Below are 26,582 nucleotides of genomic sequence, written 5' to 3' on the forward strand. Positions count from 1 at the left end.
CAACCGGCAGCTTCCGGAATTGATTTGTATGTGATAAGATTTTAACTTGAAGCGATGGGCCTTCTTTACTGCCTTATAATCTTTTAACGGTAGGTTATCAGCCTGAAAAAACTAAGGAGTAACCTCAAGCCACTTTTTAATAATTACCTTCAACTGATCTTGTTTCCTTTTCACATCCGCCATATCCTTAAAAGTGGCAGTAGCACGATCGGGAGCCACCCAGGTAAGTAAACCGCTTTCGTCCTGAAATAACTGTTCTTTTGTGCCGGTTTTCTTTACGCCGCAATGGAAAATTAGCCTGAAGCAATCTTTTCCGTGCAGGTTGAAGGTTATCCGGTCGTCGCCCTGCAGGCAGAAGCTCGGCGCATTCCATTTTATGTGCTCGGTTAACTGGCTATTGGTGTTTAAAATGATCTTCCGTACTTCCTCTATTTCCGGTTTTAAAGGATGTACCAGATTTTCCAGGAACGCAGCAACCTGCTCCGGACCGGTCTTCTTTTCAGGTTTTGCTTTTTTAGTGGGTAAAGTCGTGCTCATAATTGCTGGTTATAAGTTTTAAATGCTGACCAAGTAGTAATTCTCACTTTTAAGTCCCCTTTTGAAGCTAATCTTAAAAGGAAAAAATCCGGACCGGTTTTTAATGATAAAAACCTTGGATTTAAAGCAGTTTTATACGCTAGCGGTCATCTCGACGCCAGGAGAGATCTCCGAAATAAGGTAGAAAAGCCAGAATAAAAGACACTACCAACTTGATGAGATCTCTATTGGCGTCGAGATGACTTAAAATTTTCACCCTACAAGATTAGCCTCAGGCGGACGCATGCTTCGCGCAATTAACCTTCGTAATTTAATAACAAGCTGCTTTACACGCTACATTAATTTTGAAAAGAAGCATTAGGTGCCGGTACCGGCTTGCTGAGGGCTAACCTTAAACTGAAAACAGCAAGCAGGAACGTAAGCGGCGTGAAGATCATTCTTTCATATTCGTTCACCGCCAATAAGTTGCCGGCAGTGTTGAGCGCGAACAAAACGAACATAACCCAGAAAGCAAACCTCAGCATTTTCCGGTTCACGTTTAAGGGCAACAATCCGGCATAAATGGCTACCACCGCAATCATGAGCGTATTCAGGATAATAGAAACGGATTCAAACACGCGCATTTCTTCCGCACTTTTCAACCTGCCGCCCCAAACAATTTCAAACGGAACTACCCCGAAAAGCACCAGAAAGTGAAATACCAGTACCAAACTCTGAATAAGAATGAGGCCGTAAGCAGCAGTGCGGGTGGATAGAAGTTTGATCATAGCAGGAGGTTGGTTTTTTTTAAGAATGTGGAGCAATATTTATTTTAAATCAGTCGGGTTTTCCGGCGAAGTAGCAAATATTTTTTTACAGCTATTTCCTACCGTTTGCCGAATAGCCCGCTGATCGATTTACTTAACTCAGTCCTTCAATTTCGCCGTCCTTTAAAAAAATGCGTTCCGCTTGCGGTGATTTTGGCAATCCCGGCATGCGCATCATTTCGCCGGCCACGGCCACAATAAAACCGGCGCCGGAATTAATTATCAGGTCGGCAATTTTAAATTCGAAATCCTGCGCTACGCCCAGGTGGGCCGGGTTGTCGGAGAAAGAGTACTGGGTTTTTGCAATGCAGATCGGCAATTTATCGAAACCTAAGCGGTTTATCCGTTTCAGCATTAAAGCGGCCTTCGGGCTGAAGGAAATGAATTTGCCGCCGTAAACATTCACCACTACTTTCCGGATCTTGTCTTCAATACTGTCTTCCAGGTCGTAGGCAAATTTTACGTCTGCAGAAGGCGCTTTTTCGATGAGATCCAGTACCGTTTGGGCAAGTTCAACCGCGCCTTTTCCGCCTTGGGTAAAACCGTTGTTCAGCGCAAAAGCGGCTTTATGGCCTTCGCACCAATGCCGCACAATGGCAATTTCTTCTTCGGTATCGAAGTGGTACTGGTTAAACGCCACTACTACCGATTGCCCGAACTGCTGCAGGTTTTTCAGGTGCTCGCCTACGTTCAGCAAGCCCAGTTTCAGGCCTTCCTCGTTCGGTTTGGAAATATCCGCTACCTCTACACCGCCGTGCAGTTTCAGCGCCTGGGAAGTAACCACCAGCACGCTGGCTTTCGGATTCAGGCCGGCTACCCGGCATTTTATATCGAAGAATTTTTCCGCTCCCAGATCGGCCCCGAATCCCGCTTCCGTAATTACAAAATCGCCGGTGCTCATGGCCATGCGCGTAGCCATTAAAGAGTTGCAGCCATGGGCAATATTGGCAAACGGTCCGCCATGCACAAAAGCGCCGCCGCCTTCCATGGTTTGTACCAGGTTCGGGTGAATGGCATCTTTCAGCAACACCGTTATGGCGCCGCCTACGCCCAGGTCACGTACGAAGAAAGGCTCGTTATCGGTAGTATACCCCAGCAGAATATTATTGATGCGGTTTTCAAGGTCTTCCAGGTCTTTGGCCAGACAAAGTATCGCCATGATCTCGGAGGCCGGCGTAATATCAAAACCGGTTTCCGCCGGAATGCCATTGGCGCTGCCGCCCAGGCCGCTGACCATTTGCCGGAGGCTGCGGTCGTTTACGTCCAGCACGCGGCGCCACAAAACCTGCTTCAGTTGCGGCTTGTCGGAGTTTCGGTTGTGGTAAATGTAATTGTCGAGAAGGGCCGCCAGCATGTTGTTGGCCGAGGTAATGGCGTGAAAATCGCCGGTAAAATGCAGGTTAATTTCATCCATAGGCAGTACCTGCGAGTAACCGCCGCCGGTTGCGCCGCCTTTCATGCCGAAGCACGGCCCCAGCGAAGGTTCGCGTAAAGCAAGCACCGCTTTTTTGCCTAATTGCTGCAGGCCCTGCGCAAGGCTAATTGAGGTAGTGGTTTTGCCAATACCGGCTTTGGTAGGCGTAATGGCCGTTACCAGGATCAGGCTGCTTTGCTTTATTTTTTCGTCGGAAATAACCCGGTAATCTACTTTCGCTTTAAATTTGCCGTAAGGAATCAGATTTTCTTCGTCAATGTGCAGGTCGGCAGCAATTCGGGCGATCGGTTGCAGCTTGGTTTCGCGGGCCAGTTCGATATCGGGTTTCATTTCGGGGAAAGTAGGGTTAGGTAAGAGAATGAATGCTTTTTGTTCGGCGATGCCGTTGGCGTGAAATTAGGTAAAAAGCCCGGAATAATGGTAGGAAAAAGCTGGTGAAAACTGCCTGCTTTTTTTATGTTTTTGAAAGGAACCACACGAATTGATTTTCCGGATACGCGGGAATGTAAATCATTCCAGGAATTACCGGTTCGTTTTCGGGCAGGCAACTATATTTTGAAACGGCGCTTTCGGACAAGCAAAAACTTTTCAGACTATTTACGTAAAAATACGGAAGTAAACATTTATCCTGCTTGACAAAATTCGTACAGTTTTTATTCCTCGCCTTTTTTATCAGTTTCCCTGCCGTTATTGCCCGCGCGTTTCCCGCCGATACTACGGTAGTGGCAGGGAAGAAATATGATAAAAGCTTTCTGCATCACCTCTTCTTTGGCAAGCACTACCGCAAGGCCTGGGCCGAACCGGTAACGGTAACATTTCTGAACCTGCAAACCGAAGCGGGTGGCTTAAAACCGTTTCTGAAAGGAGGTTCCTACCAAACCAAAAATCTGCGCATGGTCAATCCGGAAGGGCGCGAATATGTGCTGCGTTCTATCGATAAAGATCCGAGCCAAAGCCTTTCGCCGGAGGTCCGGAATTCGATAATTGGCCGGCTTGTCCGCGACCAGACCAGCGTGATCCATCCGTATGGCGCTTTTATTGTTCCGCCCTTGGCCAAAGCGGCCGGTATTTACCATACCAACCCAAAGCTTTTTGTGGTTCCCGACGATCCGGCTTTGGGGGAGTTCCGGACGGAGTTTGCCAACATGTTGGTATTGCTGGAGGAACGGCCCGAAGGTGACCAACGGAATGCGGAGAATTTCGGCAATTCGGAAGAAGTGGTAAGCTCCCGGAAAATGTTCGGTAAACTGGTAGCCGACAACAAGAACCGGGTAGATGCCCGGGCGTATTTGCGGGCGCGGTTATTCGACATGTGGATCGGGGATTGGAGCCGGCGCGAAGACCAATGGCGCTGGGCTTCTTATGAATTGCCCGGAAAAGGCCGGAAATATGTGGGAATTCCCCGCGACCGGGACCACGCTTTTTTCAAGTTCGACGACGGCATCATTACCTGGCTGGCCAGTAAATATTCCAATAACCTGCAGTCGTTCGGGAAAAATATTAAAAACCTGGACGGCCTGAATAAAACCGCGGCACCCATGGATAATTCCTTACTGGTTTTCCTTACGCGCGAAGATTTTAAGCAGATCGGCGACAGCCTGAAAATGCAGCTTACGGACGAAGTGATCGAAAACGCCGTTCGGAGCTGGCCGCCTAATATTTACGCCTTAACCGGAAAAGAATTTGAAAAGAAGCTGAAAAACCGCCGGGATCAGTTACCTAAAGTGGCGGAAAAGTATTACGAAATACTGGCCAAGGACGTAAAAATTCCCGGAACCGACGAAGAAGAGATTTTCCGGCTGACTTATAAAGGCAAAGAGCTTTTAGTGGAAATGCTGCGGCCGGCCAAAAAAGATAAACCGGAACAGTTAATTGCCAGCCGCACCTTTAAACGTTCCGAAACCAAAAAACTGAAAATCTATGGCTTAGGCGACGAAGACCTTTTTGAAATAAGGGGAGAAGGTAAAACGGTAAAAAGAGTGCGCCTTTACGACGGCGAAGACCAGGATAGCGTGAGTTTCAGTGCCACGAAGATCCGGAGAATTAAATTTATGGATTCCGGCGACGGCAACATGGTTCCAAATGCCAAACTGCTGAAAGTAATCCCGTACGATCCCAAAGCCGACGAATTCAGCGGCGATGGCTGGTTGCTCCGCCATAGACTTTATTAGTATTATGGAACAGGAGAAAAGCAAGTCATTCCGAGCGAAGCCGAGGAAACTTATGGAAATTACAATGGCAAAACGAGCGTAGCAAGATTTGTCTTACCGGTTAAATTGCAGAAAAGTGGCTTGATAAGATCCCTCGGCTGGCGCTCGGGATGACGCAATAATTTTGCTTAACCTGACCTATTCCAGATTCCGTTCTACCGACAAACCTTGTAATTTCCAGATTCAATCCGCTTAGTTGGTTTCCTTCAAAGGACAGAACCCGGAAATACCGAAAAATCACAGGAATCACAAAAATCCCATAAATCATAGTTCAGACAAAGAAGTTACTCAAAAACGATCAGCTTATCGCTGGTTTTGGTGCGGAGGTGGTTGCGGATGATCTGCATGATATCCTTGTTGTCGTTGTAGCGTTTGATGCCGGATTTGAAATCTTCCAGCGAACTGGCCGAAAAACTGTCGTCTACAAAACCGAAGCCCAGATAACGACCATTCTCCACCACCACGATCGATTTTTCCGCGGCTTCGCGTCCCTTGCCGATGATCACAAAACTGCTGTGCTGGTAGGTGAACGATTCGATGGCTTTCTCTACGCGGGCATTATATTCCTCCGGGCTTTCCTTGCCGATGCAGGCGCCTTTGCATTGGTGCACCTGGTAATCGAAGCAGGAACCAGCGCTTTTGTACAGGTCGCAAAGTTTCTGGCACAAATTGTATTTCCCGACCATGTGATAAAGAAATCCCTTGGCCTTGAAATGGTTCGATAAAGCAATAAGTGGCACCCGTTCGTCGTTGATCCGGCCGAAACTCAGGCGTTTGTAGCCCTTGTCGTCTACCGTAGCAAAAATGCCGGTATTGAACACGCTCCGGCGCTGCTGCCGGTTATAATGCGGCTTCATCCGTTTAATTTCGTCCGATTCGAAAAGCAAGGCGATCAGTTCATTCCCCATTAACTCGTAGGTAATATAGGCGATCTGGTTTTTGAACTCGATGGACTTTTTGCTTTTGTAATCGATGTTGAAGTGCTGAATGATGCGCTTGCGGATGTTGATGCTTTTGCCCACGTAGATCACTTCGCCTTTCTCATCGTGGAAATAATACACGCCGGGTTTATCGGGCAGTGCATCTACCTGGTCTTTCTTAATGGCTGGTGGCAGCAGCGAGGTTTTTACTTCATTTTTCAGCGCCTTCTGGCTTTCCGTAACGATATCTTCCGATCCCGATACCGCCTTCTCGTTCAGCTTTATCAGCTTATCGAAAAGTTTGGCCGTGGCTTCCGCATCGCCAATAGCGCGGTGGCGCAATTCCAGCGGAATATTGATGCTTTTACAAAGTTTTCCTAAACTGTAAGAAGGCAAACCCGGAATTAAGCTCCGGCTCAGACGAACGGTGCAAAGCGTTTTGCGCTGGTAGGTATACCCCAGATCGGCAAATTCTTTTTTCACGAAGGAATAATCGAAACGCACGTTGTGGGCCACAAAGATCTTGCCTTCGGTAAACTGCACGATTTCCTTCGCCACCTCGTGAAATTTCGGCGCATCCTTCACCATATCGTCGGTAATGCCGGTAAGGTTGGAAATGAAGTAGGGGATAGGGCGCTGAGGATTTACCAGCGTATGAAACTTATCGGTGATCTGGTAGCCATCATGAATAAAAATGGCGATCTCCGTAATACGGTCCTGTGCCGGCTGGCCGCCCGTAGTTTCAATATCGATAATGGCGTACAAAGGAAGTGCGTTGCGTTTCAAAGCAAAGATAACTAAAAATTTTAGCTAACCGGTAGGAATAGCTGCTTTGAAACAGAAGGGAAAGGATAAAAGTGCCTTTTTGCTAAAGAAGGGGGAAAACCTTGAAATGGATTATAAAAAATATAAATCTCTGATAGCCTTACCCAAACTAATAATTTGATGCATTACTCTTGTATTGAATTCGCAGCCAATAAACGATGAGTTAGGGCTAATACTGCCCATATATTCATCTATCAATATTTTAGTTGAATCTCCTTTATCATTTTTTGCATAATAGGGGAAATATTTTTTATCACAAAGAGTGATTTTTTTTGTTTCATTTTCTTTTGAGAGAAATATATAATTCAATTCTCTACAACCATATTTACTGATTCCAATTGAATCAAAAGTGGCCTCTCCAATGAATTCATTTTCACTATTGAAGTATTTAATACTTTTAATTGTTGAACTATCCAGCATTGCTGAAATGGAGAATTTGCAGTCAAGATTCAAATCATCATAAACTATCAAGTGATTAGTTGAAAAATTAATTGTTTGGACAGGAGGATTAAGACCAAATCCACATATCCAGCGGTGTCGAAAGGATTTAGTAACATCCTGTCCATATTTTAAAAAGATCAATCTTTTTCCATTTCTAGTAAGATTATTATCTCTGATTAATTCATATTGTACGAATTCTGTGATTAAATTCGAGATGAGTGACCCATTTGTTCTATATTTTTCCAAATATTCACTATTATCCTTATTAAATTGAATACTAAACTCCTAAGGTATTAGAGACCTTTCTAGAGTTTTCTGATTTAATTGTTTGTAGTTGAAATTTGGATAAATAGAAGCTAAAGTTTGGCTTATAGGGTTAGTCGGGGTTGTAAGGTTTTTTATTTCATAAATAGAATATCTCGTTTTAACTTTATCCTTTGGATTAAGGAGTTGCTTTTGTAAATATTCATATATTATTACATATGGTTGATTGTTTACTTTTACTTTATGACGAATTACTTCTATCTTATACCCATCAGGATAAGTTTGGAAAAATGTTGAATCTTGCTTAATCTCAACCTTCTGCCCTAATGAATTCAAAGCAAAAGAGAAGCATACTATCACAACCGAAACAAAAGTTTTCAGAAATCCCATAACCAACAAGTCAGAATTTCATTAAAGTTAACAAATCCTGACAAAACAAAAAACACTACCCTAAACCACAAAAAAAGCAGCCCGTTTCCACAGGCTGCTTTTTCTTTTTCCGGGAAGGAAATTATTACAATACGGTATTTTTAAGCGAGGCGACAGCCGCTTTGGCTGCTTCAATTTCGTCGTGTTGCTTCTGGATAACGGTTTTTACGTTCACCGGCAGGTCCGGGCTTTTCATTACTTTTTCGTAAGTTTCTATAGCTACCGCATCGCCGTTTTCGCATTCGTTCAGAATAGCTTTGGCATTGTGGCCGGTAATGGCAGATTTCAAGTTGATCCAGCCCCGGTGCACGGCGCCTACAGCATCCATGGCTGCCCCGGTTACCGAAGTGGTATTTTCTATCGAACCGCCCAGTTGCCGGGCACAGGTTTCGAGTTCGCTCCGGAAGTCGGCCCGCTGCTGGGCAAACCGGATGAGCTCAGATTTTATTTGCGGATTATCTACATTTTCGGCGGCGGACTTAAAACCTTTTTCACCGTCTTTACAGGTTTCTACCAAATCGTTTATTGCTTTTAAAGCATCCTTTTTCATTTCCATAGTATTAAGATTTAGGTTGTTGAAAATCAATTTTCTGTGAACCTCCACAGGCTTTATATACTCGGAAACCAATTTACTGGTTGCAACTAATAAGTTAACATAAGAATGTCAGGGTAAAGGATAGAAAAGTGTATGATTCTGGTTAACAGGTTCTTTGGCTGATTTAAGATTGCTGGTTATTGTTCTTGTCCGGTTTGGCTTCCAGACCTAAAAGCCGCCGTATTTTCAGGATAAATTTATTTAAAATCCCGGGCCCTTCGGTTGGGTCATGAATATCGCCTAATAAAAAGCCCAGCGGTTCGGTAGGGGCATACGCATCGAAGAGCACTTTCAGAATGGCAATGATCGGAATGGAGAGGATCATACCCACGGCCCCCCAGATCTCGCCGCCCACAATCAAAGCCACGATGGCAGCAAACGGGTTTATGGAAACTTTGGAACCGGTAATATAAGGAGTAATGAAATTGCCTTCCAGGAACTGCACAAAAGCAAAAATACCCACCACAATCAGGGCATCTACCACCGAGCCGGTTTCCACCAGGGTAAACAAAGCCGGTAAGGTTGCCCCGATTAGAATGCCGATATATGGAATAATGGTAAGAATGGCGGCGAAAACCCCGAAGAAGAACGCGTATTTCACGCCCATGATCAGCAAACCCAGGGAGTTCAGCATCGAAACGATAATGATCACGGTTATGAGGCCGGTAATGTAGCTGGCCACTACGCCCTGAATGGTGCCTACCGTGTCCATAACGTGGATGCGGCTGTTCGGGGTAACAAATTTGAACATAAACTGCCGCATGTGGTTGCGGTAATACAGCATACAGAAAATGTAGATCGGAATTAAGCCAAACACGGCCAGCGCCCCTGTGGTGGTAGAAATGGTGTTGCCGATGATCTGGGTGCCCCGTTCCTGTAAATTTCCCAGGCTGCTCCGGATAAGCTCGGCATTGTTGCGGGGCTCGATCCCGAATTTTTCCTGCAGAAACAGTTGTACCCGCATCAGTAGCTCGCTTAATTTGCCGGTAATGTTGTTCAGTTCGCCGGTAAAGCTCATCAGTTGCGCCGATAAAAACCAGATGATGCCGCCCAAAACAAGCATAATGGTAATGATGCAGATCAGGATGGCCAGCGGCCGGGGCACTTTAAATTTTTCCAGGCTACGGCAAAGCGGCAAAAGCAGGAACGCAAATAAAGCCGAAAAGAGGATCGGTACCAGTACGGCCTTAAAAAGTTGCAGGAACCAGATGGTTAAAGCTAATCCTATTAGCAAAAAGACGTAACGAAGGTAAGCGGGTAATTTTAATTCCATGAAATAAAAGGGATTGCTCTGGCTAAACGGGGAAAATAGCCATTAAGATATATTTATTAAAATCGTATCGTTTTATGCTTCAAAAGTAAAACTAAAAAACTACGAAACAAGCGCAATTAAACGGTTTTTTCTGAACTTTGATACCGTCTTATAGGTTAAGAAAAAGCCGGAAGCCGCTAAGGTTATGGCCGCAATTTCAAGACTGGCATTTGCCACTGAGAATGAAATGATTAAGGTGTTTTGCTAAAATTTATAGCTTTGTGCCGCGTGTTTTATTTCCGGAAATTGCGTTATTTTACAAATTGATTCAGCGATTAAGACAGACAGATAGATAAAAATGGCAGAAGTTAATTACACCGAAGATTCCATCCGCTCTCTCGACTGGCGTGAGCACATCCGCCTCCGGCCGGGTATGTACATCGGTAAGCTCGGCGACGGTTCTTCCACCGACGATGGTATTTACATCCTCGTGAAAGAGATTATCGATAACTCCATCGATGAATACGTGATGGGGAACGGAAAGACCATTGAAATTAAAGTTTCCGACCATAAGGTGGTAGTACGCGATTACGGCCGCGGCATTCCGCTGGGAAAGGTAATCGATTGCGTTTCCAAAATAAACACCGGCGGTAAGTACGATTCCAAAGCCTTCCAGAAATCGGTTGGTCTGAACGGGGTGGGTACCAAAGCGGCCAACGCCTTGTCGAGCTATTTTAAAGTGCAGTCGGTGCGCGACGGCCAGATGAAAACCGCCGAATTTGAGCAGGGTATTTTAACGGTAGATCATCCGGTAACGGAAACTTCCCAACGCAACGGTACTCTGGTGACCTTTGTACCCGACGATACCATTTTCCGCAATTACCACTTTATTCCGGAATACCTCGAAAACCTGATCTGGAATTACGTTTACCTGAACGCCGGGTTGACCATCCATTTCAACGGCCAGAAATACTACTCCGAGAATGGTTTAAAAGATCTCTTAGCCCGGAAAATAGACGCCGAAAGCCAGCGTTACCCGATCGTTCACCTGAAAGGCGACGACATTGAAGTAGCCTTGACCCACGGCAATGAATACGGCGAAGAATATTATTCCTTCGTGAACGGCCAGTACACCACGCAAGGCGGTACGCACTTAGCCGCTTTCCGAGAAGCAGTGGTAAAAACGGTACGCGAATTCTATAAAAAAGACTACGATGCTTCCGACGTGCGGGCTTCCATTGTGGGCGCTATTTCCGTTCGGGTACAGGAACCGGTTTTTGAATCTCAGACCAAAACCAAACTGGGTTCCCAAACCATCGGTCCGGATCTGCCAACGGTGCGGGCCTTCGTTAACGATTTCCTGAAGGAGCATTTAGATAATTACCTGCACAAGAACCCGGCTGCCGCCGATGCCCTGAAACGGAGAATTGAGCAAAGCGAACGGGAACGTAAGGACATGGCCGGCATTAAAAAGCTGGCAAACCAACGGGCTAAAAAAGCAAACCTGCACAACCGCAAACTCCGCGACTGCCGCATTCACTTCGACGCCGATAAGTCTGAAAAAGCTTTATTAACGACCTTGTTCATTACCGAGGGCGACTCGGCTTCAGGTTCTATTACCAAGAGCCGGAACGTGGAAACGGAAGCGGTATTTTCCTTACGCGGAAAACCCCTGAACTGCTTTGGCCTGAAGAAAAAGGTAGTTTACGAAAACGAAGAGTTCAACCTGCTGCAGCACGCCTTAAACATTGAAGAAGGCATAGAAGATTTGCGCTACAACCGCGTGGTAATTGCTACCGATGCCGACGTAGACGGCATGCACATTCGTTTGCTGCTGCTCACGTTCTTCCTGCAATTCTTCCCCGATCTGGTAAAGAACGGTCACGTGTTCATTCTGGAAACGCCGCTGTTCCGGGTGCGCAACAAGAAAGAAACCATTTACTGCTACAACGAAACCGAAAAGCAACAGGCCATGCGCAAACTGGGCAAAAATCCGGAGATCACGCGCTTTAAAGGTTTGGGTGAAATTTCGCCGGATGAGTTCGGCAAATTCATCGGCGACAACATTCGGCTGGAACCGGTAATTCTGAGAAATGAAACCAGCATCCAGAAGATCCTGACCTATTACATGGGCAAAAACACCCCGGAACGGCAGCAGTTTATTATTGAGAATTTAAAGATAGAGAAAGACCTCGTAGAGGAAGAAGTAGAAGTTTATGCTTAACGATAACGAACTGGAAAACGAAGAAACCAACCTCGAAAACCTGGAAGCTGAAGAAGTCATTCACGACATAATTCCGGTTTCCGGCCTTTATGAGAACTGGTTCCTGGAATATGCCTCCTACGTAATTCTGGAGCGTGCCGTGCCGGCCATTGAAGACGGTTTAAAGCCGGTTCAGCGCCGCATTCTGCACGCTATGAAAGTGATCGACGACGGCCGCTTCAACAAGGTAGCCAACGTGATCGGCCAGACCATGCAATACCACCCGCACGGTGATGCTTCCATTGGCGACGCGATCGTGAACCTGGGCCAGAAAGATCTTTTAATTGAAACCCAGGGTAACTGGGGTGACGTGCGCACCGGCGACTCGGCAGCAGCGCCGCGTTACATCGAAGCGCGCCTTTCGAAGTTTGCGTTAGATGTAGCCTTCAACGGCGACACTACCATCTGGCAGGCTTCTTACGACGGCCGGAAAAACGAGCCGGTTACGTTGCCGGTAAAATTCCCGTTGCTGTTAGCGCAGGGCGTAGAAGGTATTGCGGTAGGTCTTTCAACGAAGATCATGCCGCACAACTTCAAGGAACTGATCAAAGCTTCCATCGAAATCCTGAAAGGCCGCAAAACCCAGATCGTACCCGATTTCCCGACGGGCGGTATGGTAGACGTAAGCAATTACAACGGCGGTTTGCGGGGTAGCCGGATTCGCGTGCGCGCCACCATCGAGAAGGTAGATAAAACCCTGCTCATTATCCGCGACGTGCCTTACGGATCGACTACTACTGGCCTGATGGATTCGATCGTGAAAGCGAGCGAGAACAACAAGATCAAGATCAAGAAGGTAGTCGATAATACGGCGAAAGACGTAGAAATTCAGGTGCACCTGCCGGCCGGCGTTTCCCCGGATCTGACTATCGATGCGCTCTATGCCTTTACCGATTGCGAAGTTTCGATCTCTCCGAACACGTGCGTGATCATCGACGACAAGCCGCATTTTATGAATGTGGACGATGTGCTTCGTATCTCAACTTTTAAAACCCAGGAACTGCTTCGTCAGGAACTCGAGATCCGCAAAGCCGAACTCGACGAGAAATGGCACATGTCTTCCCTGGAAAAGATCTTCATCGAAAACCGCATTTACCGCGACATCGAAGAAGCCACCACCTGGGAAGAAGTAATTGCGAAGATCGATTCTGGTCTGGATCCGTTCAAAAAGCTGTTGCGCCGCGAAGTTACCGAAGACGACATCGTGCGTTTGACCGAGATCAAAATTAAACGGATCTCGAAATACGATGCCTTCAAGGCCGAGGAATACATTAAGAACCTGGAAAACGAAATGGCTGAGGTTGCTGATAATTTAGCGAACCTGACCCGCTACGCGATAGCTTATTTCGAGAACCTGCTGAAGAAATACGGTGCCGGCCGCGACCGCAAAACCCAGATCCGTACTTTCGATGTAATTACGGCTCAAAAGGTAGCGATTGCAAACCAGAAACTGTACGTGAACCGCAAAGACGGTTTCGTGGGTTATGGTTTGAAGAAAGACGAATTCGTATGCGATTGCTCCGACATGGACGACATCATTGCGTTCACCAAAGAAGGTAAATTCCAGGTAAGCAAGATCTCCGATAAAGTGTTCATGGGCAAAGACCTGATCTACGTGGGCGTGTACAACAAGAACGACGAACACATGGTCTACAACATGATCTATGTAGATGGCAAATCGGGCCTGAGCATGGCCAAGCGTTTCAACGTAACCGGCATTACCCGCGACAAAGAATACGAATTGACCAAAGGCAACAAAGGCTCTAAAGTGCTTTACTTTACGGCCAACCCGAACTCGGAATCGGAAGTAGTAACCGTAACGCTTACGCCAACGGCGCCGGCCCGGAACAAGATCTTCGATTTCGATTTTGCAGAACTGCTTATTAAAGGAAAAGGCTCGCAAGGCAATATCGTTACCAAGTATCCGGTAAAGAAAATTGTGCAGAAAAGCCTGGGAGAAAGCACCTTAGGTGGTCGCGAAATATACTACGACGAAGTAATTGGTCGTTTAAATACCGAAAGCCGCGGGCGGTACCTGGGTTCTTTCAATACCGACGATACCATTCTGGTGATCTTCAAGGACGGTTCTTACGAGCTGACTTCCTTCGAGATTTCAAATCACTACGACGTAGCGAATATTGAAATTCTGCAGAAGTTCGATCCGGAACGCGTTATCTCGGTGGTGCACATGGATGGTGAAACGAAGACCTATTATGTGAAACGCTTTAAGGTCGAAACCAGCACCGTTGGCAAGCGCTTCTCGTTCATAAACGAAAGCAAAGGCTCGAAAATGGTTGCCGTTTCCACGCACGAAGCGCCACAGGTAGAAATTAAAATGCAGCGCGAAAAGAAAAGCGAGAAGGAAACGGAAAGCATTCTGCTCAGCGCATTCATCGATGTAAAAGGCTGGAAAGCCACCGGTAATAAATTAAATTATTACAAGGTAATTGACGTAGATGTACTTACGCCGGAACCGGTAGCAGAAGAACCAAAAGCCGCCGGGAAAGGAGGAAAGCTGACCAGATTGCCCAAAACGGCCGAAGTAAAGCTGCCTTCGGAGCAACCCGGAGGAATAGAACTTAGCAAAGAAAGTTTTGATTTAGAACTGATTGAAACAGAAGGCGTAGAAGCTAATAAAGAAGGAGTGAAGCCGAAGAAAAAACAGCTGAACCTCTTCTAAAGGAACGGCAACTTTTTTCTGTTATATAAGTACCGTTTCTGAAGCAAAATTACTATATTTAATTTTCACGATCAGATGCGGAAACGAATAACGCAAATATTGTTCACCTATATCTTTTGGATGGTTGCCGGCCAGGCAGTGCTGGCCGGCAACTCCAAAACCGAAACCCTCCTGCAGGAAGCAAACGAATTATTTGCTTCTGCCAAAGACAACCTGGCCCTGCAAAAGTTCGAACAAGCCCTGGAACTGGAACCCGATTGCTACGAAGCCCTCTGGAAATCCAGCCTGCTGAACTCCCGCATTGGCCTCCGGTATTCCGATCTGTTAACCCAGCAAAAGTATTTCGAAAAAGCCTGGAGTTATGCCGATGCCGCCCTTTGCGTAAACCCGGAAGATGCCGAAAGCAATTACGTAATGGCACTGGCGGTTTACAACAAGGCCAATGTGTTGGGCGTGAAAGAAAGAATGCTCCGTTCCAAAGTAATTAAATTCCACCTCGATGCCGCTTTAAATGCCGATCCGGCACATGCCGATGCCTGGCAACTGATGGGGCGCTGGAATTTCAAAAATGCCAACCTGAGTAAACCGGAAAAAGCTGCCGTCAATATGTTCTTTGGGGGCGTTTCGCTGGATGCCTCGAACGAAAAAGCCGTAGAAGCCCTTCAGAAAGCCATTAGTTACAACCCTGCCAACATTTCTTATTACTACGACCTGGCATGTGTTTACCGGGAACTGCAGAAAATGGATCTGGTAGAAGTAACCTTACTGGAAGCTTCCGAACTTAAAATTTTAACCACCGAAGAGCTGGAAGTCAGCAGGCGCTGCCAGGCCATGCTCCGGGAAATTCAGAAAGCGTAGCGTAAGCTTCGCTTTTTTTATGTCCTTTTTTTTCCCTTTAAACGCTACCCGTAGCACGTCATAATCGCCTGCACGTATTTTGAATTGCGCGTCATCCGGAACGGAAAATCCTGGGTAAAGGAATCGTGGTTCTTGTAGTAGTCGGCCGGGTATTTCAATTCTACAATTATGGTTGGGTCGGTATAGGGTTGAATATTGAAGTTCAGTTTTTTATCTACCGGGTAGTAAGCCAGGTTCCGGTCTACGGTTACGCGCACTTTCTTATCGAAGGAAACAAAATAGGAGCGCATGTACCGGATCATGACCGTAGGCACAATGTTGTTCGTAGCCAGCCAGAGGTGCTGCTTCATGTACTTCTCGTACGAAAAATTTCCGCCGGGTTTAAAGGCCGGTAATTCCGCGTACCGTTTATAACCCAGTTCGTTTTCCTTAATCTTGATCTCCATTACCGGGTTCAGGATATTGTCCAGTCGTTCGCCGTACCACCGAATACGCTGCTTTACCCGGTCCGACAGCCCGGCAATGTTGTCGTTGTAGTAATCCAGTTCGTACGTATCGAGGTAAATGCTGTTGATGAAACGGTCGGGAAATGCCTTGCGAAACCCGGCCCGGTGCATCCGTACCATCTGCAGCACCTCTGTCAGCGTCACCTCTTCGGCCCGGTATTTTCGTTCGTATCGCAACATGGGTTAATTTGTTAATTTGTTGATGTGCTAATGGGCTAATGTGTTTTACATTTTTCGGAATATCAGTTAAAAATGGCTCGTAAGTCGCCCAAGTCCGAAAAGGGGTTTTTATTCCTGAAACAGTATCGTTTGCAGTAGAAAAACTACCGCTAATTAACTATGGTTTACAAAACAATTGCTACGAAAAATTCATTGCCGTCTGCTTTAGCTGACGGATCCGTCAGCTAAAGCAGACGGCAATGAAGAGGAAATAAAAGGCTTTCCCAATACACTTAAGTCGAACCAGAAAGAAATCAATCAATCTCTCAACTTCATCATTTCTAATTTTTAATTTCTAATTAGGAAAAGCCTTTTCTTTCCAAAACCCTACTGTTTGCAGCTAAGAAAGTGCCCTTTATTAAAAAGATGCGGTAAATGTTATTTTTAAAATTGTTTTCCTCAATAATTTTAGCACTTTAGCATTTGAAAGACCAATGCATTAAATCAGGGCCTTAAAATACCAGGTTGCGCTGCTCAATAAAGGAGAATTCAAGGTCGGGGGAAAAAGCAGCCAGATCGTCCTGGGCTTTAACCACTATATCCATATCGTTGGTTTCAATTTGGTAAGACAAGGTAATGGCATTGTTTTCGTTATCCATTCGCTTGAGCAGGATCGATTTGAAGTGCTTTTTCAGGATCTCGTGGATCGGATCGATCTCGTTGCGCCGGCAAAGAATGTTGATGTACATGTGCTCGGAAGTGCTGAAAGCGTTTTTCTTATTCAGGATGGCCTGAATGAAAAGCAAAGTCAGGATCACGGCTACGGCAATTAAGGTAATAACCACCTGGTTAGCGCCCATGGCCAGGCCCACGCCAATGTTCAGGAAAAGATAACCGAGTTCTTCCGGTTCTTTTATGGCCGTCCGGAAACGGATAATGGATAAGGCGCCAACCAGGCCGAGGGAGAGGGCTACCGATGCTTTTACAATGTAAATAATAAGCATGGTGGTAAGCGCAAGCAACAGGAAATTCTGGGCGTATTTTTTCCGGTTAGAAATGGAGTTGCCGAACCTGATGTAAAAAATGGCGATGCCATAGGTAATAAAAGCGGTAATGACGAGGTTCAGTAAAAACTGCTCATGATTTTGCGTTTTCTGAACCAGTTGTTCCAAAGAATTAAGATCCATGTAGAGGAGCTGGTTAAGCTGATTAAGGCAGTAACGCAAATATGGCGGGCAGGTTTCTTGATCTAAAAACCTTATAAACATTTTAAGTACGGATAATTCTTCTATTTTTGATATTGTAATACCTAAAACCGGGATAGTTTCTGTGAATAGATTTTTACTTTTTTTGCTGCTGCTGGTAAGCAATGCCGCATTTGCCCAGGAAAGAATGATATCGGGTAAGGTAATCGATGCCCAGACCGGAGAAGGGATACCCTTTGCCAGCGTTTATTTCAAGAATTCGCGCATTGCCACCACCACCAATTTCGATGGGAATTATACCCTGAAAGTTATTCCGCCCTCCGATTCCCTGACCGTTTCTTACATTGGCTATTTTACCCGGTCTAAGTTTGTAAGTAAGGCCAGTGTACAGACCATCAATTTTCAGCTGCAGTCCAGCACCCAGGAATTAGCAGAAGTGGTGGTATTGGCAGGGGAGAACCCGGCTTTTGCCGTAATGCGAAAAGTTGTAGACCGCAAAGAAGCCAACAACAAAGAGAAACTCAGCAGCTACAATTACGAAACCTACAACAAGATCGAACTCGATGTCGACAACATCACCGATGCCTTTAAGAAAAAGAGCCTGATCAAACCCATCACTTCCATTCTGGACAGCATTAAGCTTATTGCCGGCGAAGAAGGCCAGCCGGTACTTCCCGTTTTCATTTCCGAATCGTTATCGGATTTTTATTACCTGAAAAACCCGAAGAAAACGAAGGAAAACATTAAAGCCTCTAAAGTGACCGGCATCGGGCTGGAAGACGGCAGCCTGGTAACGCAACTCATCGGCTCCACCTTTCAGGAATATAACTTCTACGACAATTGGATGCGGCTCCTGGGCAAGGAATTCATCAGCCCGATTGCCGACGGCTGGAAGCTGTATTACGATTACGACCTGGAAGACAGCCTGCACATTGGCGGCACGTATTGCTACAAATTAAAAGTAATTCCGCGCCGGCCCCAGGATCTGGCTTTTAACGGGTACATCTGGATCGATAAATCTTCTTACGCCTTAAAGCAAGTAGACCTGAACATAAGCAAAAGCGCCAACCTGAATTACATCGAAAAAGTAAAGATCCAGCAGGAATTGCAGCCTACCGAAGCCGGTCCCTGGATCCCGGTTAAAACCCGTTTGCTGGTAAAGATCATGAGTGTCGGCAAGCACCGGCCGGGCATGCTGGCCAAGATCTATACCTCTAACAAAGACGTAAAAGTAAACCTGCCGCTCACCCCCGAATTCTTTACCGAAAGGGTGGAAGTTGCCGAAAAAGCCCTGAAGCATAACGAAGAATTCTGGAATAAAAGCCGCCACGACAGCCTCAGCGCCACCGAACAGCACGTAATTGCCATGATCGATTCGGTAAAGGAAATTCCGTCCGTTAAAACGTACGTGGAGATCGCCAACATCATCATAAACGGATATAAAAACGTAGGAAAAATCAACCTGGGGCCGTACCCGTACCTTTGGGCGTTCAACAACATCGAAGGGCACCGTTTTCAGCTGGGCTTTAAAACCAATTCCGACTTCAGTCGCCGGGTTCTCCTCGGCGGTTACGGGGCTTATGGCACCCGCGACGGCAGGTTTAAATATAAGATCTCGGGTAGGTTTATTCTTTCCCGCAAGCGCTGGAGCGAGATCGGCATCTCCGATAAATTCGACCTAGGCCAGGTAGGCATCAATACCGATAATGTAACGAACAATACCCTCTTTCTGGCTTCCAGCCGGTTCGGAAAACTGAAGCGGCCTTACCACCAGCACGAGTCCGCGCTTTGGGTGCAGCGCGAACTGTTTAAAGGTTTTACCGAAAAAGTTACCTTCCGGCAGCGGAGTTTCGATCCGCTCTTCCCGTTCTTTTACATAGCTGAAACAAACGAAAACGGCGCAGTTTTAAAGGATCGTTTCTCTACTTCCGAACTGATTTTTGAAACCCGGTACGCCAACAACGAGATCTTCCTGCAAACCGATAACGACCGCGTAAGCCTGGGCAATAAGGGGTGGCCGGTTTTCAAAATTCGCTATGTATTGGGCCTGAAAAATACCCTGGGCTCCGACCTTTCCTACCAGCGCCTGGATGGCAGCGTGAAGCAGAAAATTCCGCTGGGCATCTTCGGTTCCGGAACCTACGAACTTGAAGTAGGCAAGATCTTTTCCCAGGTACCATACCCTTTACTGGAAGTGCATTTAGGCAACGAAACGCCGTTCTACAACAAGTCGGCTTTCACCCTGATGAATTATTTTGAGTTTGCAAGCGACACGTATGCCAACCTGCAGTACGACCAGCACTTCGAAGGTTTCGGCCTGAACAGCATTCCGTTAATAAGAAAGCTGAAATGGCGCCTGGTAGCTACCGGTAATCTTTTATACGGCCATATCAGTAATGAAAACCTGGCCTTGCTGCCGGAAACCGGGCCCGCCGGTCAGGAGCTGGGCGGTTTCAACCAGTTTGTAAAAGGCACGCCATACGCCGAAGTGGGTTATGGTTTCGAGAACATTTTCAGGTTTATCCGCTTGCAAGCCTTCCACCGCTTAACGTACCGGAACAACCCGGATGCGAACAATTTCGGGGTGAAGCTTTCGGCGCAATTCAGGCTGTAAAAAAGGGTATGTTAAGGCGGGTAAAAAGTAGGATTACAGGTTTTATCGGTGCAAAAGGGCCGATTCTGCAAAAATATTAATACTTTAGCAGCGTTATTTAAACAGAATTGAATTTTAAAATGCGTTTGCGGTATAGTTTATTAGTAGTGGCCGGTTTGCTCGGGGCTTGTTCGGGAGAGAAAAAAGATCAGGAAAAAATGGTGGACCTGAAAACCGTTTCCGATAAACCCGATGCCAAGATCAGTTACCTGACCGAAGCCATTGAAAAAGACCCGAATAACGCCGGTTTATACGCACAAAGAAGCCGCCTTTATTTAGATCTGAAACAGGATAAAGCAGCCTTGGCCGATGCTGAAAAAGCAATTTCCTTAGATAACAGCAAAGGGGAATATTATTTTCTGAAAGCCAAAGCGCAACGCAATTTAAACCGGCTGGAAGCGGCCCTGAACTCGGCCCAGGCCGCCGAGTCACGGAACTACCGCACCGGCGACCTCTACATTTTAATGGGGGAGATCAACCTCATTATCAAACAGTATCAAAAGGCAATCGATTACCTGAACCTGGCGCTCAGACTCTCCTCGTTTAACGAATACGCGTACTTTTACAAAGGCGTGGTATACGCCGAAAGCGGCGATACCACCCGGGCCATTTCCAATTTACAGACCGCCCTGGAGCAAGCGCCAGCCTTTGTGGAGCCTTACATTGAACTGGCCAAGATCAACACCGCTCAGAAGCATTACAAAGAAGCAGCCACCTACATCGAATCGGGCTTGCGCTACGATCCCGGAAACGCTACCTTATACATTAACCAAGGCTATAACCTGGTGGCCCAGCATTACCCGGACAGCGCCATGGCCAGCTTTAAACGCGCTTTGGTTGCCGATTCGTCCTTGTACCTTGCAACTTACAACCTGGGGGTAATTGAGTACAACCGCGACCGCTATGCCCAGGCCATTCCGCATTTCGAGAAAGTGCTGCCGCATGCTGCTAAACTCCCGAACCTGAATTTACTTCTGGCCCATAGTTATGAAAAAATCGGGCAAACCGATGCGGCATTACGCCAATATAATATAGTTTTGCAGAAAACTCCGGACGATGCCTTTGCCCGCAACGCGGTAAGAAGGCTGCAGGGCCGCAAAACGAAACCTGATACCACGGCTTCTCAGAAATAGTAGCCCTGAAAAAGAATTTAATTAACTGACATGATAAAAATCACCTTACCTGACGGGAGCATTCGTGAGTTTCCGAAAGGCGTAACCGGTTATGAAATTGCCTCTTCCATTTCGGAAGGGCTGGCCCGCAACGTGCTGGCTGCCAAAGTGAACGGCGAAGTGTGGGATTCTACCCGCCCGATCGAGAACGATGCTACGGTACAACTGCTTACCTGGAACGATCCGGAAGGCAAATCGACCTTCTGGCATTCTTCCGCCCACTTAATGGCCGAAGCCATCGAAGCGCTTTATCCGAACGTGCAGTTTGGCATTGGCCCGCCCATCGAAAACGGTTTTTACTACGACATCGACCTGGGTGAGAAACAACTGAGCCAGGACGATTTCGCAGCCATCGAAAAGAAAATGCTCGAGCTTACCAAAGAGAAAAGTGCCTTCCAGCGCCAGCCGATTTCCAAAGCCGAAGCAATTGAATACTTCACCCAAAAAGGCGATAAGTATAAATTAGATCTGTTGAAAGACCTGCCGGACGGCTCCATTACGTTCTACCACCAGGGCAATTTCACCGATCTTTGCAAAGGCCCGCACATTCCGAATACCGGTTTTATTAAGGCCGCCAAGCTTATGAACGTGGCCGGCGCGTACTGGCGCGGCGACGAAAAAAGCAAGCAGCTTACCCGGGTTTACGCCATCACTTTCCCGAAACAAAAGGAACTGACCGAGTACCTGGAGCGCCTGGAAGAAGCTAAAAAGCGCGATCACCGGAAACTAGGCAAGGAATTGGAATTGTTCGCTTTCTCCGAGAAAGTGGGCATGGGCTTGCCGCTCTGGTTGCCGAAAGGTACCTTATTGCGGGAACGTCTGGAGCAATTCATGCGTAAAGCCCAGGTGAAAGCCGGTTACAGCCCGGTAGTTACCCCGCACATTGGAAGCAAAGAGCTTTACGTTACTTCCGGCCACTACGAAAAATACGGTGCCGATTCTTTTCAGCCGATCCGGACCCCGAATGAGAATGAGGAGTTTTTCCTGAAACCGATGAACTGCCCGCACCATTGCGAGATCTATAAAACCAAGCCGCGTTCGTACCGCGACCTGCCCTTGCGTTTAGCCGAATTCGGTACCGTTTACCGGTACGAGCAAAGCGGCGAGTTGCATGGCTTAACCCGCGTGCGGGGCTTTACCCAGGACGATGCGCACATTTTCTGCCGCCCCGACCAGGTAAAAGAAGAATTCACCAAAGTGATCGACCTGGTAATCTATACCTTTAAAACCCTGGGTTTTGAAGATTATACCGCCCAGATCTCCCTCCGCGACCCGGAAAACAAGGCCAAGTACATTGGTTCGGATGAGCTTTGGGAAAAGGCGGAACAGGCTATTATTGAAGCGGCGCACGAGAAGAACCTGACCACCGTTACCGAACTGGGCGAAGCCGCTTTCTATGGCCCTAAGCTCGACTTTATGGTACGCGATGCGTTGGGCCGTAAATGGCAGCTGGGAACCATTCAGGTAGACTACAACCTGCCGGAGCGCTTCCAGTTAGAGTACAATGGTTCCGATAACGAAAAGCACCGCCCGGTAATGATCCACCGCGCACCGTTCGGGTCCCTGGAGCGTTTTGTGGCTGTACTCATCGAGCATTGCGCCGGTAATTTCCCGCTGTGGCTGAGCCCGGAGCAAATTGCGGTACTGCCGATTTCGGAAAAGTACCACGATTATGCTCAGCAGGTATATGACCGCTTAATGCAGGAAGATATCCGGGGCTACATCGATAACCGCGACGAGAAAATTGGCCGGAAGATCCGCGATGCCGAAGTGAAGAAAGTAAGCTATATGCTCATCGTGGGGGAGAAGGAGCAGGAAAACGAGATCGTTTCGGTACGGAAGCACGGCGAAGGCGACCTTGGCAACATGACGGTTGACTTGTTCGTGAACCATTTTAAAAGTATAATTGCGGAAACTTTTGGACAATAATTCGGGTATTGTTTTCATTATTGCGAAAAATATCCGATATTCGCACCCTGATTGAAAAAACTAAACTAAGGAGGTACTACTATAGCTACAATGAACAGACGGACCCCTATGCGGGCCGTAGTAGAAGAGCCATATAAAATTAATCAACGCATCACGGCCCGCGAGGTACGTGTGGTTGGCGAAAATGTGGAACCAGGCGTTTATCCGCTCGATAAAGCCTTGAGCCTGGCCCGGGAACAAAACCTTGACCTGGTGGAGATCTCTCCGAAGGCCGAGCCGCCTGTTTGCCGCATTGTTGATTATTCGAAGTTTAAGTACGATCTGAAGAAAAAATCGCGCGAGCTGAAGGCCAAAACGCAAAAAGTGGTTCAGAAAGAGATCCGCTTCAGCCCGAACACCGACGACCACGATTTTGAGTTCAAGCTGAAACACGCCAAGTCATTCCTGGAAGGTGGCGCAAAAGTGAAAGCTTATGTGCACTTTGTAGGCCGTTCGATTGTATTTAAAGAACGCGGCGAGGTGTTGCTGCTGAAATTTGCCCAGGCGCTCGAAGATTTTGCGAAAGTGGATCAGTTGCCAAAGCTGGAAGGAAAGCGGATGTTCCTCTTCCTTTCGCCGAAGCCGAAGAAAGCCTAATTCAATAAGAAAAATTATCAATCAATCTATATACCATGCCTAAAGTAAAAACCAAATCAGGCGCTAAGAAGCGTTTCAGCCTGACAGGTACTGGCAAAGTAAAGCGTAAACACGCTTTCAAAAGCCACATCCTGACCAAGAAAACCACCAAGCAGAAAAGAGGTCTTACGCACATCGGCTTAGTTCACGAAGCAGATGAGAACCGCGTAAAACACATGCTCGGATTACAGTAATTAAATGTTTAACCCGGTGCCCGGTAATAAGCATATCCTGTAAAAGGGTATCGCCAGTCACCAAAAAAGTACAGAAATGCCTAGATCGGTTAACGTCGTAGCAGCACGACACAAAAGAAAAAGAATAATGAAACTGGCCAAAGGTTACTTTGGCCGTCGTAAAAACGTTTGGACGGTAGCGAAAAACGCCGTTGAAAAAGGTTTACAATATGCATACCGCGACCGCAAAGCCAAGAAAAGAGATTTTCGTGGTCTGTGGATCCAGCGTATCAATGCCGGTGTACGTGAGTACGGCATGTCTTACTCCCAGTTTATGGGCGCTTTGAAAAAAGCAGATATCAACCTAAACCGTAAAGTTCTGGCTGACTTAGCCATGAACCACCCGGAAGCTTTTAAAGGCATAGTAGAAAAAGTAAAATAACGAATTGATAATTTTGCAAGAAAAAGCCCCCGAATATTTCGGGGGCTTTTTTGTTTTCCGGTGTTTTTTAAACATTTCCGTACCAGCCCGGTTTTTCCTACATAATGTATGTATCATTTTAAAAACAAGTACCTATGGCTATTAATGATCTAAACAGTGGTTTCGACCGGAATGCAGCGGAATTCAGAACCAGAAGCAATTGGCAGGAAATGAAAGGCAAGATCCGCAAACAGTACGGCAATTTAACTGACGATGACCTGGAATATTCTTCCGGACAGCAGGAAGAATGGCTGGGTAAGCTCGGTAATAAGATCGGTAAAACTGCCCAGGACGTGCGAAGCTGGATCTCCGGCTTATAATCTGGTTTGTAATTCAGAAACTAAAAAAGCCGGTTACGCCGGCTTTTTTAGTTAAATCTCTACCGTTTTATTTATGGAGAGCGCTATTTAAAATCGAAGCTGTTTAGCGTTTTTGATAAATTGTATAAAGCCCGCCAAAGTTGGTGTTTTCACCGACATTTATACTGCAGCCCAATAAAACTGCCTTTTGCTTATTGATAAAAATACCGGCAAAGGCTTATTAGGATTTACCAGAAGAAAGCTCTAAAGCTTCAGTATTTATTTCCAACCGTACGGTTCTAAAGTCAACGGCTTAATTGGATCTGGTTCCTGGTTAACTTGGTTTTAGATTTTTTCCTGGCTTTCAAGCGCCTGCTTTTGCAAGCTTTCCACGGACCGGTTTTTATCCGGATCTTCCGATTTTCCCTGAAATGTAACCGTGGTAGGATTGGCCTTTACCACTTCGCCATTTTCGGCTTCAATTAGGGCTAAGGTTACAGGCTTCATCTTTCCATCTGCCGAAGGCCATACCTCATCAACCCACTTGTGGAAGTAGCCATTTTCGATAGCCGCCGTGTCGATATACTTGAAGGTGTCTGGTTGCCATTCTAAACGCTTAAAACTAACTTTTCTTAACACTGCCATAGCTTTTGGGTTTAATGGTGAAAAACTAAAGAAAAACTGAAGACTGACAGCGTAAAATAATTGCGCTGAGAATTCCATTAGCTAAACCGGCAGGGCGGAAATATGTTTAAAATACTTAAAAAATATCCGGAAAAATACGGGTATCGGATGGTAAATTTTATCCTGTAAGACTGCTTTTATTTTATTTAACTTTATATGATAAGCCGAAGCTGTAATTAATAGCGTTCAGTTCCTTTTTGGTAGTATAGTTTTTTGCCCAGAATTTCCCGTTGGTAAATAAAGAATAACCTTCAAAATTTACACCTACCTTTTTGCCCTGCCATTTTATACCGCTTCCCACTCCGTATGCCAAAGAGGTTGATTTGGAAAGGAATTCAGATTGAGACTTCCTGAATTCTGTAGTATTGATATCAGGATGAGTATTAAAAGTGATGCCGCCGCCGACTTTAAAATACAAGGCTAATACCGGCGCAACCGGGAATTTGAAAATAGTATTAGCTAACAGGTAATTGGTACGCCAAGATGTATGGGCAAAATATTTTGTCCTTATCGTATCGTTATTAAACGCACCAACATCAAAGGGATTTCTACGAATTCCGAAAGTTAAGCCTAAGCCAAAATAATTGTCGATGTAGCCAGTATATTCCGCAGCTACATGAAATCCCTGGTCGGCAAAACCAGTTTTTTCATCATAATTGGTTTTAGCCCCGAATTTTCCTTTGGGTATGCTAATGCCGGAACGAATGGTAATGGTACCTCTTTCGTGTAACGCAGTTTTGGTGGAATCTTGTGCAGCTGCAACAAAGGAAAAAGCGCTTATGCCGAGCGCCAGAATTATTTTTTTCACGCTTGTATTAAGTTTTTTTAATCTCTGATATTTTCTCCTTTGTTATAAAGCGGTGGTAAAAGGCTATAAAGATGATTCGATCTGTTTGGAGGAGTAAAATTGCGATAATGCAGCCTGAATAACAAATCTTAAATAAATCAATAAAGCAGAATTTTAAAGAAAGGAGCTGAAAAACAAAAAAGCCTTCCGGCATTGCTGCTGATCCGGAGGCGTGGGAGTGGGTAGAAAGGTGAAAACTGAGATCAAGCTAAAAATTTGAGGGGGATTAAAAAAAGTGTTTGTTTTGGGTTGAATAAACCAGCACTTCGATTTTGTCAGACGCT

General features: G+C 46.2%; 23 protein-coding genes. 11 read left to right on the forward strand and 12 right to left on the reverse strand.

The genetic code is table 11. The features are described from left to right. Positions 1-111: 111 nt before the first annotated feature. The 3 genes from F0P94_RS12795 to F0P94_RS12805 form a co-directional block, all read right to left on the reverse strand. Positions 112-537, reverse strand: a complete 426-nt coding sequence (locus F0P94_RS12795) for a DUF1801 domain-containing protein (protein ID WP_150904278.1) — start codon at positions 535-537, stop codon at positions 112-114. A gap of 338 nt (positions 538-875) precedes the next feature. Next, positions 876-1,304, reverse strand: coding sequence for a hypothetical protein (locus F0P94_RS12800; RefSeq protein ID WP_150904279.1), 429 nt, complete (start codon positions 1,302-1,304; stop codon positions 876-878). A 133-nt stretch (positions 1,305-1,437) separates the two neighbouring features. Beyond that, positions 1,438-3,108 carry a formate--tetrahydrofolate ligase gene (locus F0P94_RS12805; RefSeq protein ID WP_150904280.1) on the reverse strand — a complete coding sequence of 557 codons (1,671 nt, stop codon included), beginning with the start codon at positions 3,106-3,108 and terminating at the stop codon, positions 1,438-1,440. A gap of 302 nt (positions 3,109-3,410) precedes the next feature. Here F0P94_RS12805 and F0P94_RS12810 point away from each other — a divergent pair, with 302 nt between their 5' ends. After that, the gene (locus tag F0P94_RS12810; protein ID WP_150904281.1) at positions 3,411-4,949 is read left to right on the forward strand and encodes a hypothetical protein; all 1,539 of its coding nucleotides are present in this window, start codon (positions 3,411-3,413) and stop codon (positions 4,947-4,949) included. A gap of 323 nt (positions 4,950-5,272) precedes the next feature. Here the strand turns inward: F0P94_RS12810 and F0P94_RS12815 are convergent, their stop codons facing one another. From F0P94_RS12815 to F0P94_RS12835, 5 genes are all read right to left on the reverse strand, one after another. Beyond that, positions 5,273-6,694, reverse strand: a complete 1,422-nt coding sequence (locus tag F0P94_RS12815; protein WP_225307207.1) for an exonuclease domain-containing protein — start codon at positions 6,692-6,694, stop codon at positions 5,273-5,275. 111 nt (positions 6,695-6,805) lie between these two features. Beyond that, the gene (locus F0P94_RS12820) at positions 6,806-7,420 is read right to left on the reverse strand and encodes a hypothetical protein (protein ID WP_150904282.1); all 615 of its coding nucleotides are present in this window, start codon (positions 7,418-7,420) and stop codon (positions 6,806-6,808) included. A gap of 39 nt (positions 7,421-7,459) precedes the next feature. After that, positions 7,460-7,828, reverse strand: a complete 369-nt coding sequence (locus F0P94_RS12825) for a hypothetical protein (RefSeq protein ID WP_150904283.1) — start codon at positions 7,826-7,828, stop codon at positions 7,460-7,462. A gap of 124 nt (positions 7,829-7,952) precedes the next feature. Continuing rightward, positions 7,953-8,423 carry a ferritin-like domain-containing protein gene (locus F0P94_RS12830; RefSeq protein ID WP_150904284.1) on the reverse strand — a complete coding sequence of 157 codons (471 nt, stop codon included), beginning with the start codon at positions 8,421-8,423 and terminating at the stop codon, positions 7,953-7,955. Between the two features lie 163 nt (positions 8,424-8,586). Next, entirely contained in the window at positions 8,587-9,735 is a 1,149-nt protein-coding gene (locus F0P94_RS12835) for an AI-2E family transporter (RefSeq protein ID WP_150904285.1), read from the reverse strand. Positions 9,736-10,072: 337 nt separating this feature from the next. On the opposite strand from F0P94_RS12835, the gene F0P94_RS12840 reads away from it, so the two are divergent. The 3 genes from F0P94_RS12840 (at position 10,073) to F0P94_RS12850 (ending at position 15,515) form a co-directional block, all read left to right on the forward strand. Then, positions 10,073-11,938, forward strand: coding sequence for a DNA topoisomerase IV subunit B (locus F0P94_RS12840; protein WP_150904286.1), 1,866 nt, complete (start codon positions 10,073-10,075; stop codon positions 11,936-11,938). Beyond that, positions 11,931-14,657 (forward strand): DNA gyrase/topoisomerase IV subunit A, encoded by a 2,727-nt coding sequence (locus tag F0P94_RS12845; protein ID WP_150904287.1) that lies wholly within the window; start codon positions 11,931-11,933, stop codon positions 14,655-14,657. Before F0P94_RS12840 ends, F0P94_RS12845 begins: the two co-directional genes overlap by 8 nt. 75 nt (positions 14,658-14,732) lie before the next feature. Continuing rightward, entirely contained in the window at positions 14,733-15,515 is a 783-nt protein-coding gene (locus F0P94_RS12850) for a tetratricopeptide repeat protein (protein ID WP_150904288.1), read from the forward strand. 44 nt (positions 15,516-15,559) lie between these two features. On the opposite strand, the gene F0P94_RS12855 is transcribed toward F0P94_RS12850, so the two are convergent. Beyond that, entirely contained in the window at positions 15,560-16,201 is a 642-nt protein-coding gene (locus F0P94_RS12855) for a VTC domain-containing protein (protein WP_150904289.1), read from the reverse strand. Positions 16,202-16,692: 491 nt separating this feature from the next. Then, positions 16,693-17,367: a DUF4956 domain-containing protein gene (locus F0P94_RS12860; protein WP_150904290.1), complete on the reverse strand. Its 675-nt coding sequence runs from the start codon at positions 17,365-17,367 to the stop codon at positions 16,693-16,695. 142 nt (positions 17,368-17,509) lie between these two features. On the opposite strand from F0P94_RS12860, the gene F0P94_RS12865 reads away from it, so the two are divergent. The 7 genes from F0P94_RS12865 to F0P94_RS12895 all read left to right on the forward strand — a co-directional run bounded on the left by F0P94_RS12865 (position 17,510) and on the right by F0P94_RS12895 (position 24,788). Further along, on the forward strand, positions 17,510-19,999 hold the full coding sequence (locus F0P94_RS12865; RefSeq protein WP_225307208.1) for a DUF5686 and carboxypeptidase-like regulatory domain-containing protein: 2,490 nt from the start codon (positions 17,510-17,512) through the stop codon (positions 19,997-19,999). A 107-nt stretch (positions 20,000-20,106) separates the two neighbouring features. Continuing rightward, positions 20,107-21,171: a tetratricopeptide repeat protein gene (locus F0P94_RS12870; protein ID WP_150904291.1), complete on the forward strand. Its 1,065-nt coding sequence runs from the start codon at positions 20,107-20,109 to the stop codon at positions 21,169-21,171. A 30-nt stretch (positions 21,172-21,201) separates the two neighbouring features. Continuing rightward, a complete protein-coding gene (gene thrS / locus F0P94_RS12875) occupies positions 21,202-23,139 on the forward strand; it encodes a threonine--tRNA ligase (RefSeq protein ID WP_150904292.1) in 1,938 nt (645 codons plus the stop codon). Positions 23,140-23,229: 90 nt separating this feature from the next. Further along, entirely contained in the window at positions 23,230-23,775 is a 546-nt protein-coding gene (gene infC, locus F0P94_RS12880) for a translation initiation factor IF-3 (RefSeq protein WP_150904293.1), read from the forward strand. 35 nt (positions 23,776-23,810) lie between these two features. After that, on the forward strand, positions 23,811-24,008 hold the full coding sequence (rpmI, locus tag F0P94_RS12885; RefSeq protein WP_150904294.1) for a 50S ribosomal protein L35: 198 nt from the start codon (positions 23,811-23,813) through the stop codon (positions 24,006-24,008). Positions 24,009-24,084: 76 nt separating this feature from the next. Then, positions 24,085-24,429: a 50S ribosomal protein L20 gene (gene rplT / locus F0P94_RS12890; protein WP_150904295.1), complete on the forward strand. Its 345-nt coding sequence runs from the start codon at positions 24,085-24,087 to the stop codon at positions 24,427-24,429. A 134-nt stretch (positions 24,430-24,563) separates the two neighbouring features. Beyond that, the gene (locus tag F0P94_RS12895) at positions 24,564-24,788 is read left to right on the forward strand and encodes a CsbD family protein (protein WP_150904296.1); all 225 of its coding nucleotides are present in this window, start codon (positions 24,564-24,566) and stop codon (positions 24,786-24,788) included. 324 nt (positions 24,789-25,112) lie between these two features. On the opposite strand, the gene F0P94_RS12900 is transcribed toward F0P94_RS12895, so the two are convergent. Further along, complete coding sequence (locus F0P94_RS12900) at positions 25,113-25,412, reverse strand: hypothetical protein (RefSeq protein WP_150904297.1); 300 nt, start codon at positions 25,410-25,412, stop codon at positions 25,113-25,115. 181 nt (positions 25,413-25,593) lie between these two features. Beyond that, entirely contained in the window at positions 25,594-26,259 is a 666-nt protein-coding gene (locus F0P94_RS12905) for an outer membrane beta-barrel protein (RefSeq protein WP_150904298.1), read from the reverse strand. Positions 26,260-26,582 lie beyond the last annotated feature (323 nt).

It is taken from the genome of Adhaeribacter soli, from assembly GCF_008727925.1.
GTDB lineage: Bacteria > Bacteroidota > Bacteroidia > Cytophagales > Hymenobacteraceae > Adhaeribacter_A > Adhaeribacter_A soli.

What these genes read in the sequence shown, in the direction of transcription:
- F0P94_RS12795 (WP_150904278.1), bottom strand. Translation starts at nt 537, where the DNA reads ATGAGCACGACTTTACCCACTAAAAAAGCAAAACCTGAAAAGAAGACC.
- F0P94_RS12800 (WP_150904279.1), bottom strand. Translation starts at nt 1,304, where the DNA reads ATGATCAAACTTCTATCCACCCGCACTGCTGCTTACGGCCTCATTCTT.
- F0P94_RS12805 (WP_150904280.1), bottom strand. Translation starts at nt 3,108, where the DNA reads ATGAAACCCGATATCGAACTGGCCCGCGAAACCAAGCTGCAACCGATC.
- F0P94_RS12825 (WP_150904283.1), bottom strand. Translation starts at nt 7,828, where the DNA reads ATGGGATTTCTGAAAACTTTTGTTTCGGTTGTGATAGTATGCTTCTCT.
- F0P94_RS12830 (WP_150904284.1), bottom strand. Translation starts at nt 8,423, where the DNA reads ATGGAAATGAAAAAGGATGCTTTAAAAGCAATAAACGATTTGGTAGAA.
- F0P94_RS12835 (WP_150904285.1), bottom strand. Translation starts at nt 9,735, where the DNA reads ATGGAATTAAAATTACCCGCTTACCTTCGTTACGTCTTTTTGCTAATA.
- F0P94_RS12840 (WP_150904286.1), top strand. Translation starts at nt 10,073, where the DNA reads ATGGCAGAAGTTAATTACACCGAAGATTCCATCCGCTCTCTCGACTGG.
- F0P94_RS12845 (WP_150904287.1), top strand. Translation starts at nt 11,931, where the DNA reads ATGCTTAACGATAACGAACTGGAAAACGAAGAAACCAACCTCGAAAAC.
- F0P94_RS12850 (WP_150904288.1), top strand. Translation starts at nt 14,733, where the DNA reads ATGCGGAAACGAATAACGCAAATATTGTTCACCTATATCTTTTGGATG.
- F0P94_RS12855 (WP_150904289.1), bottom strand. Translation starts at nt 16,201, where the DNA reads ATGTTGCGATACGAACGAAAATACCGGGCCGAAGAGGTGACGCTGACA.
- F0P94_RS12860 (WP_150904290.1), bottom strand. Translation starts at nt 17,367, where the DNA reads ATGGATCTTAATTCTTTGGAACAACTGGTTCAGAAAACGCAAAATCAT.
- thrS (WP_150904292.1), top strand. Translation starts at nt 21,202, where the DNA reads ATGATAAAAATCACCTTACCTGACGGGAGCATTCGTGAGTTTCCGAAA.
- infC (WP_150904293.1), top strand. Translation starts at nt 23,230, where the DNA reads ATGAACAGACGGACCCCTATGCGGGCCGTAGTAGAAGAGCCATATAAA.
- rpmI (WP_150904294.1), top strand. Translation starts at nt 23,811, where the DNA reads ATGCCTAAAGTAAAAACCAAATCAGGCGCTAAGAAGCGTTTCAGCCTG.
- rplT (WP_150904295.1), top strand. Translation starts at nt 24,085, where the DNA reads ATGCCTAGATCGGTTAACGTCGTAGCAGCACGACACAAAAGAAAAAGA.
- F0P94_RS12895 (WP_150904296.1), top strand. Translation starts at nt 24,564, where the DNA reads ATGGCTATTAATGATCTAAACAGTGGTTTCGACCGGAATGCAGCGGAA.
- F0P94_RS12900 (WP_150904297.1), bottom strand. Translation starts at nt 25,412, where the DNA reads ATGGCAGTGTTAAGAAAAGTTAGTTTTAAGCGTTTAGAATGGCAACCA.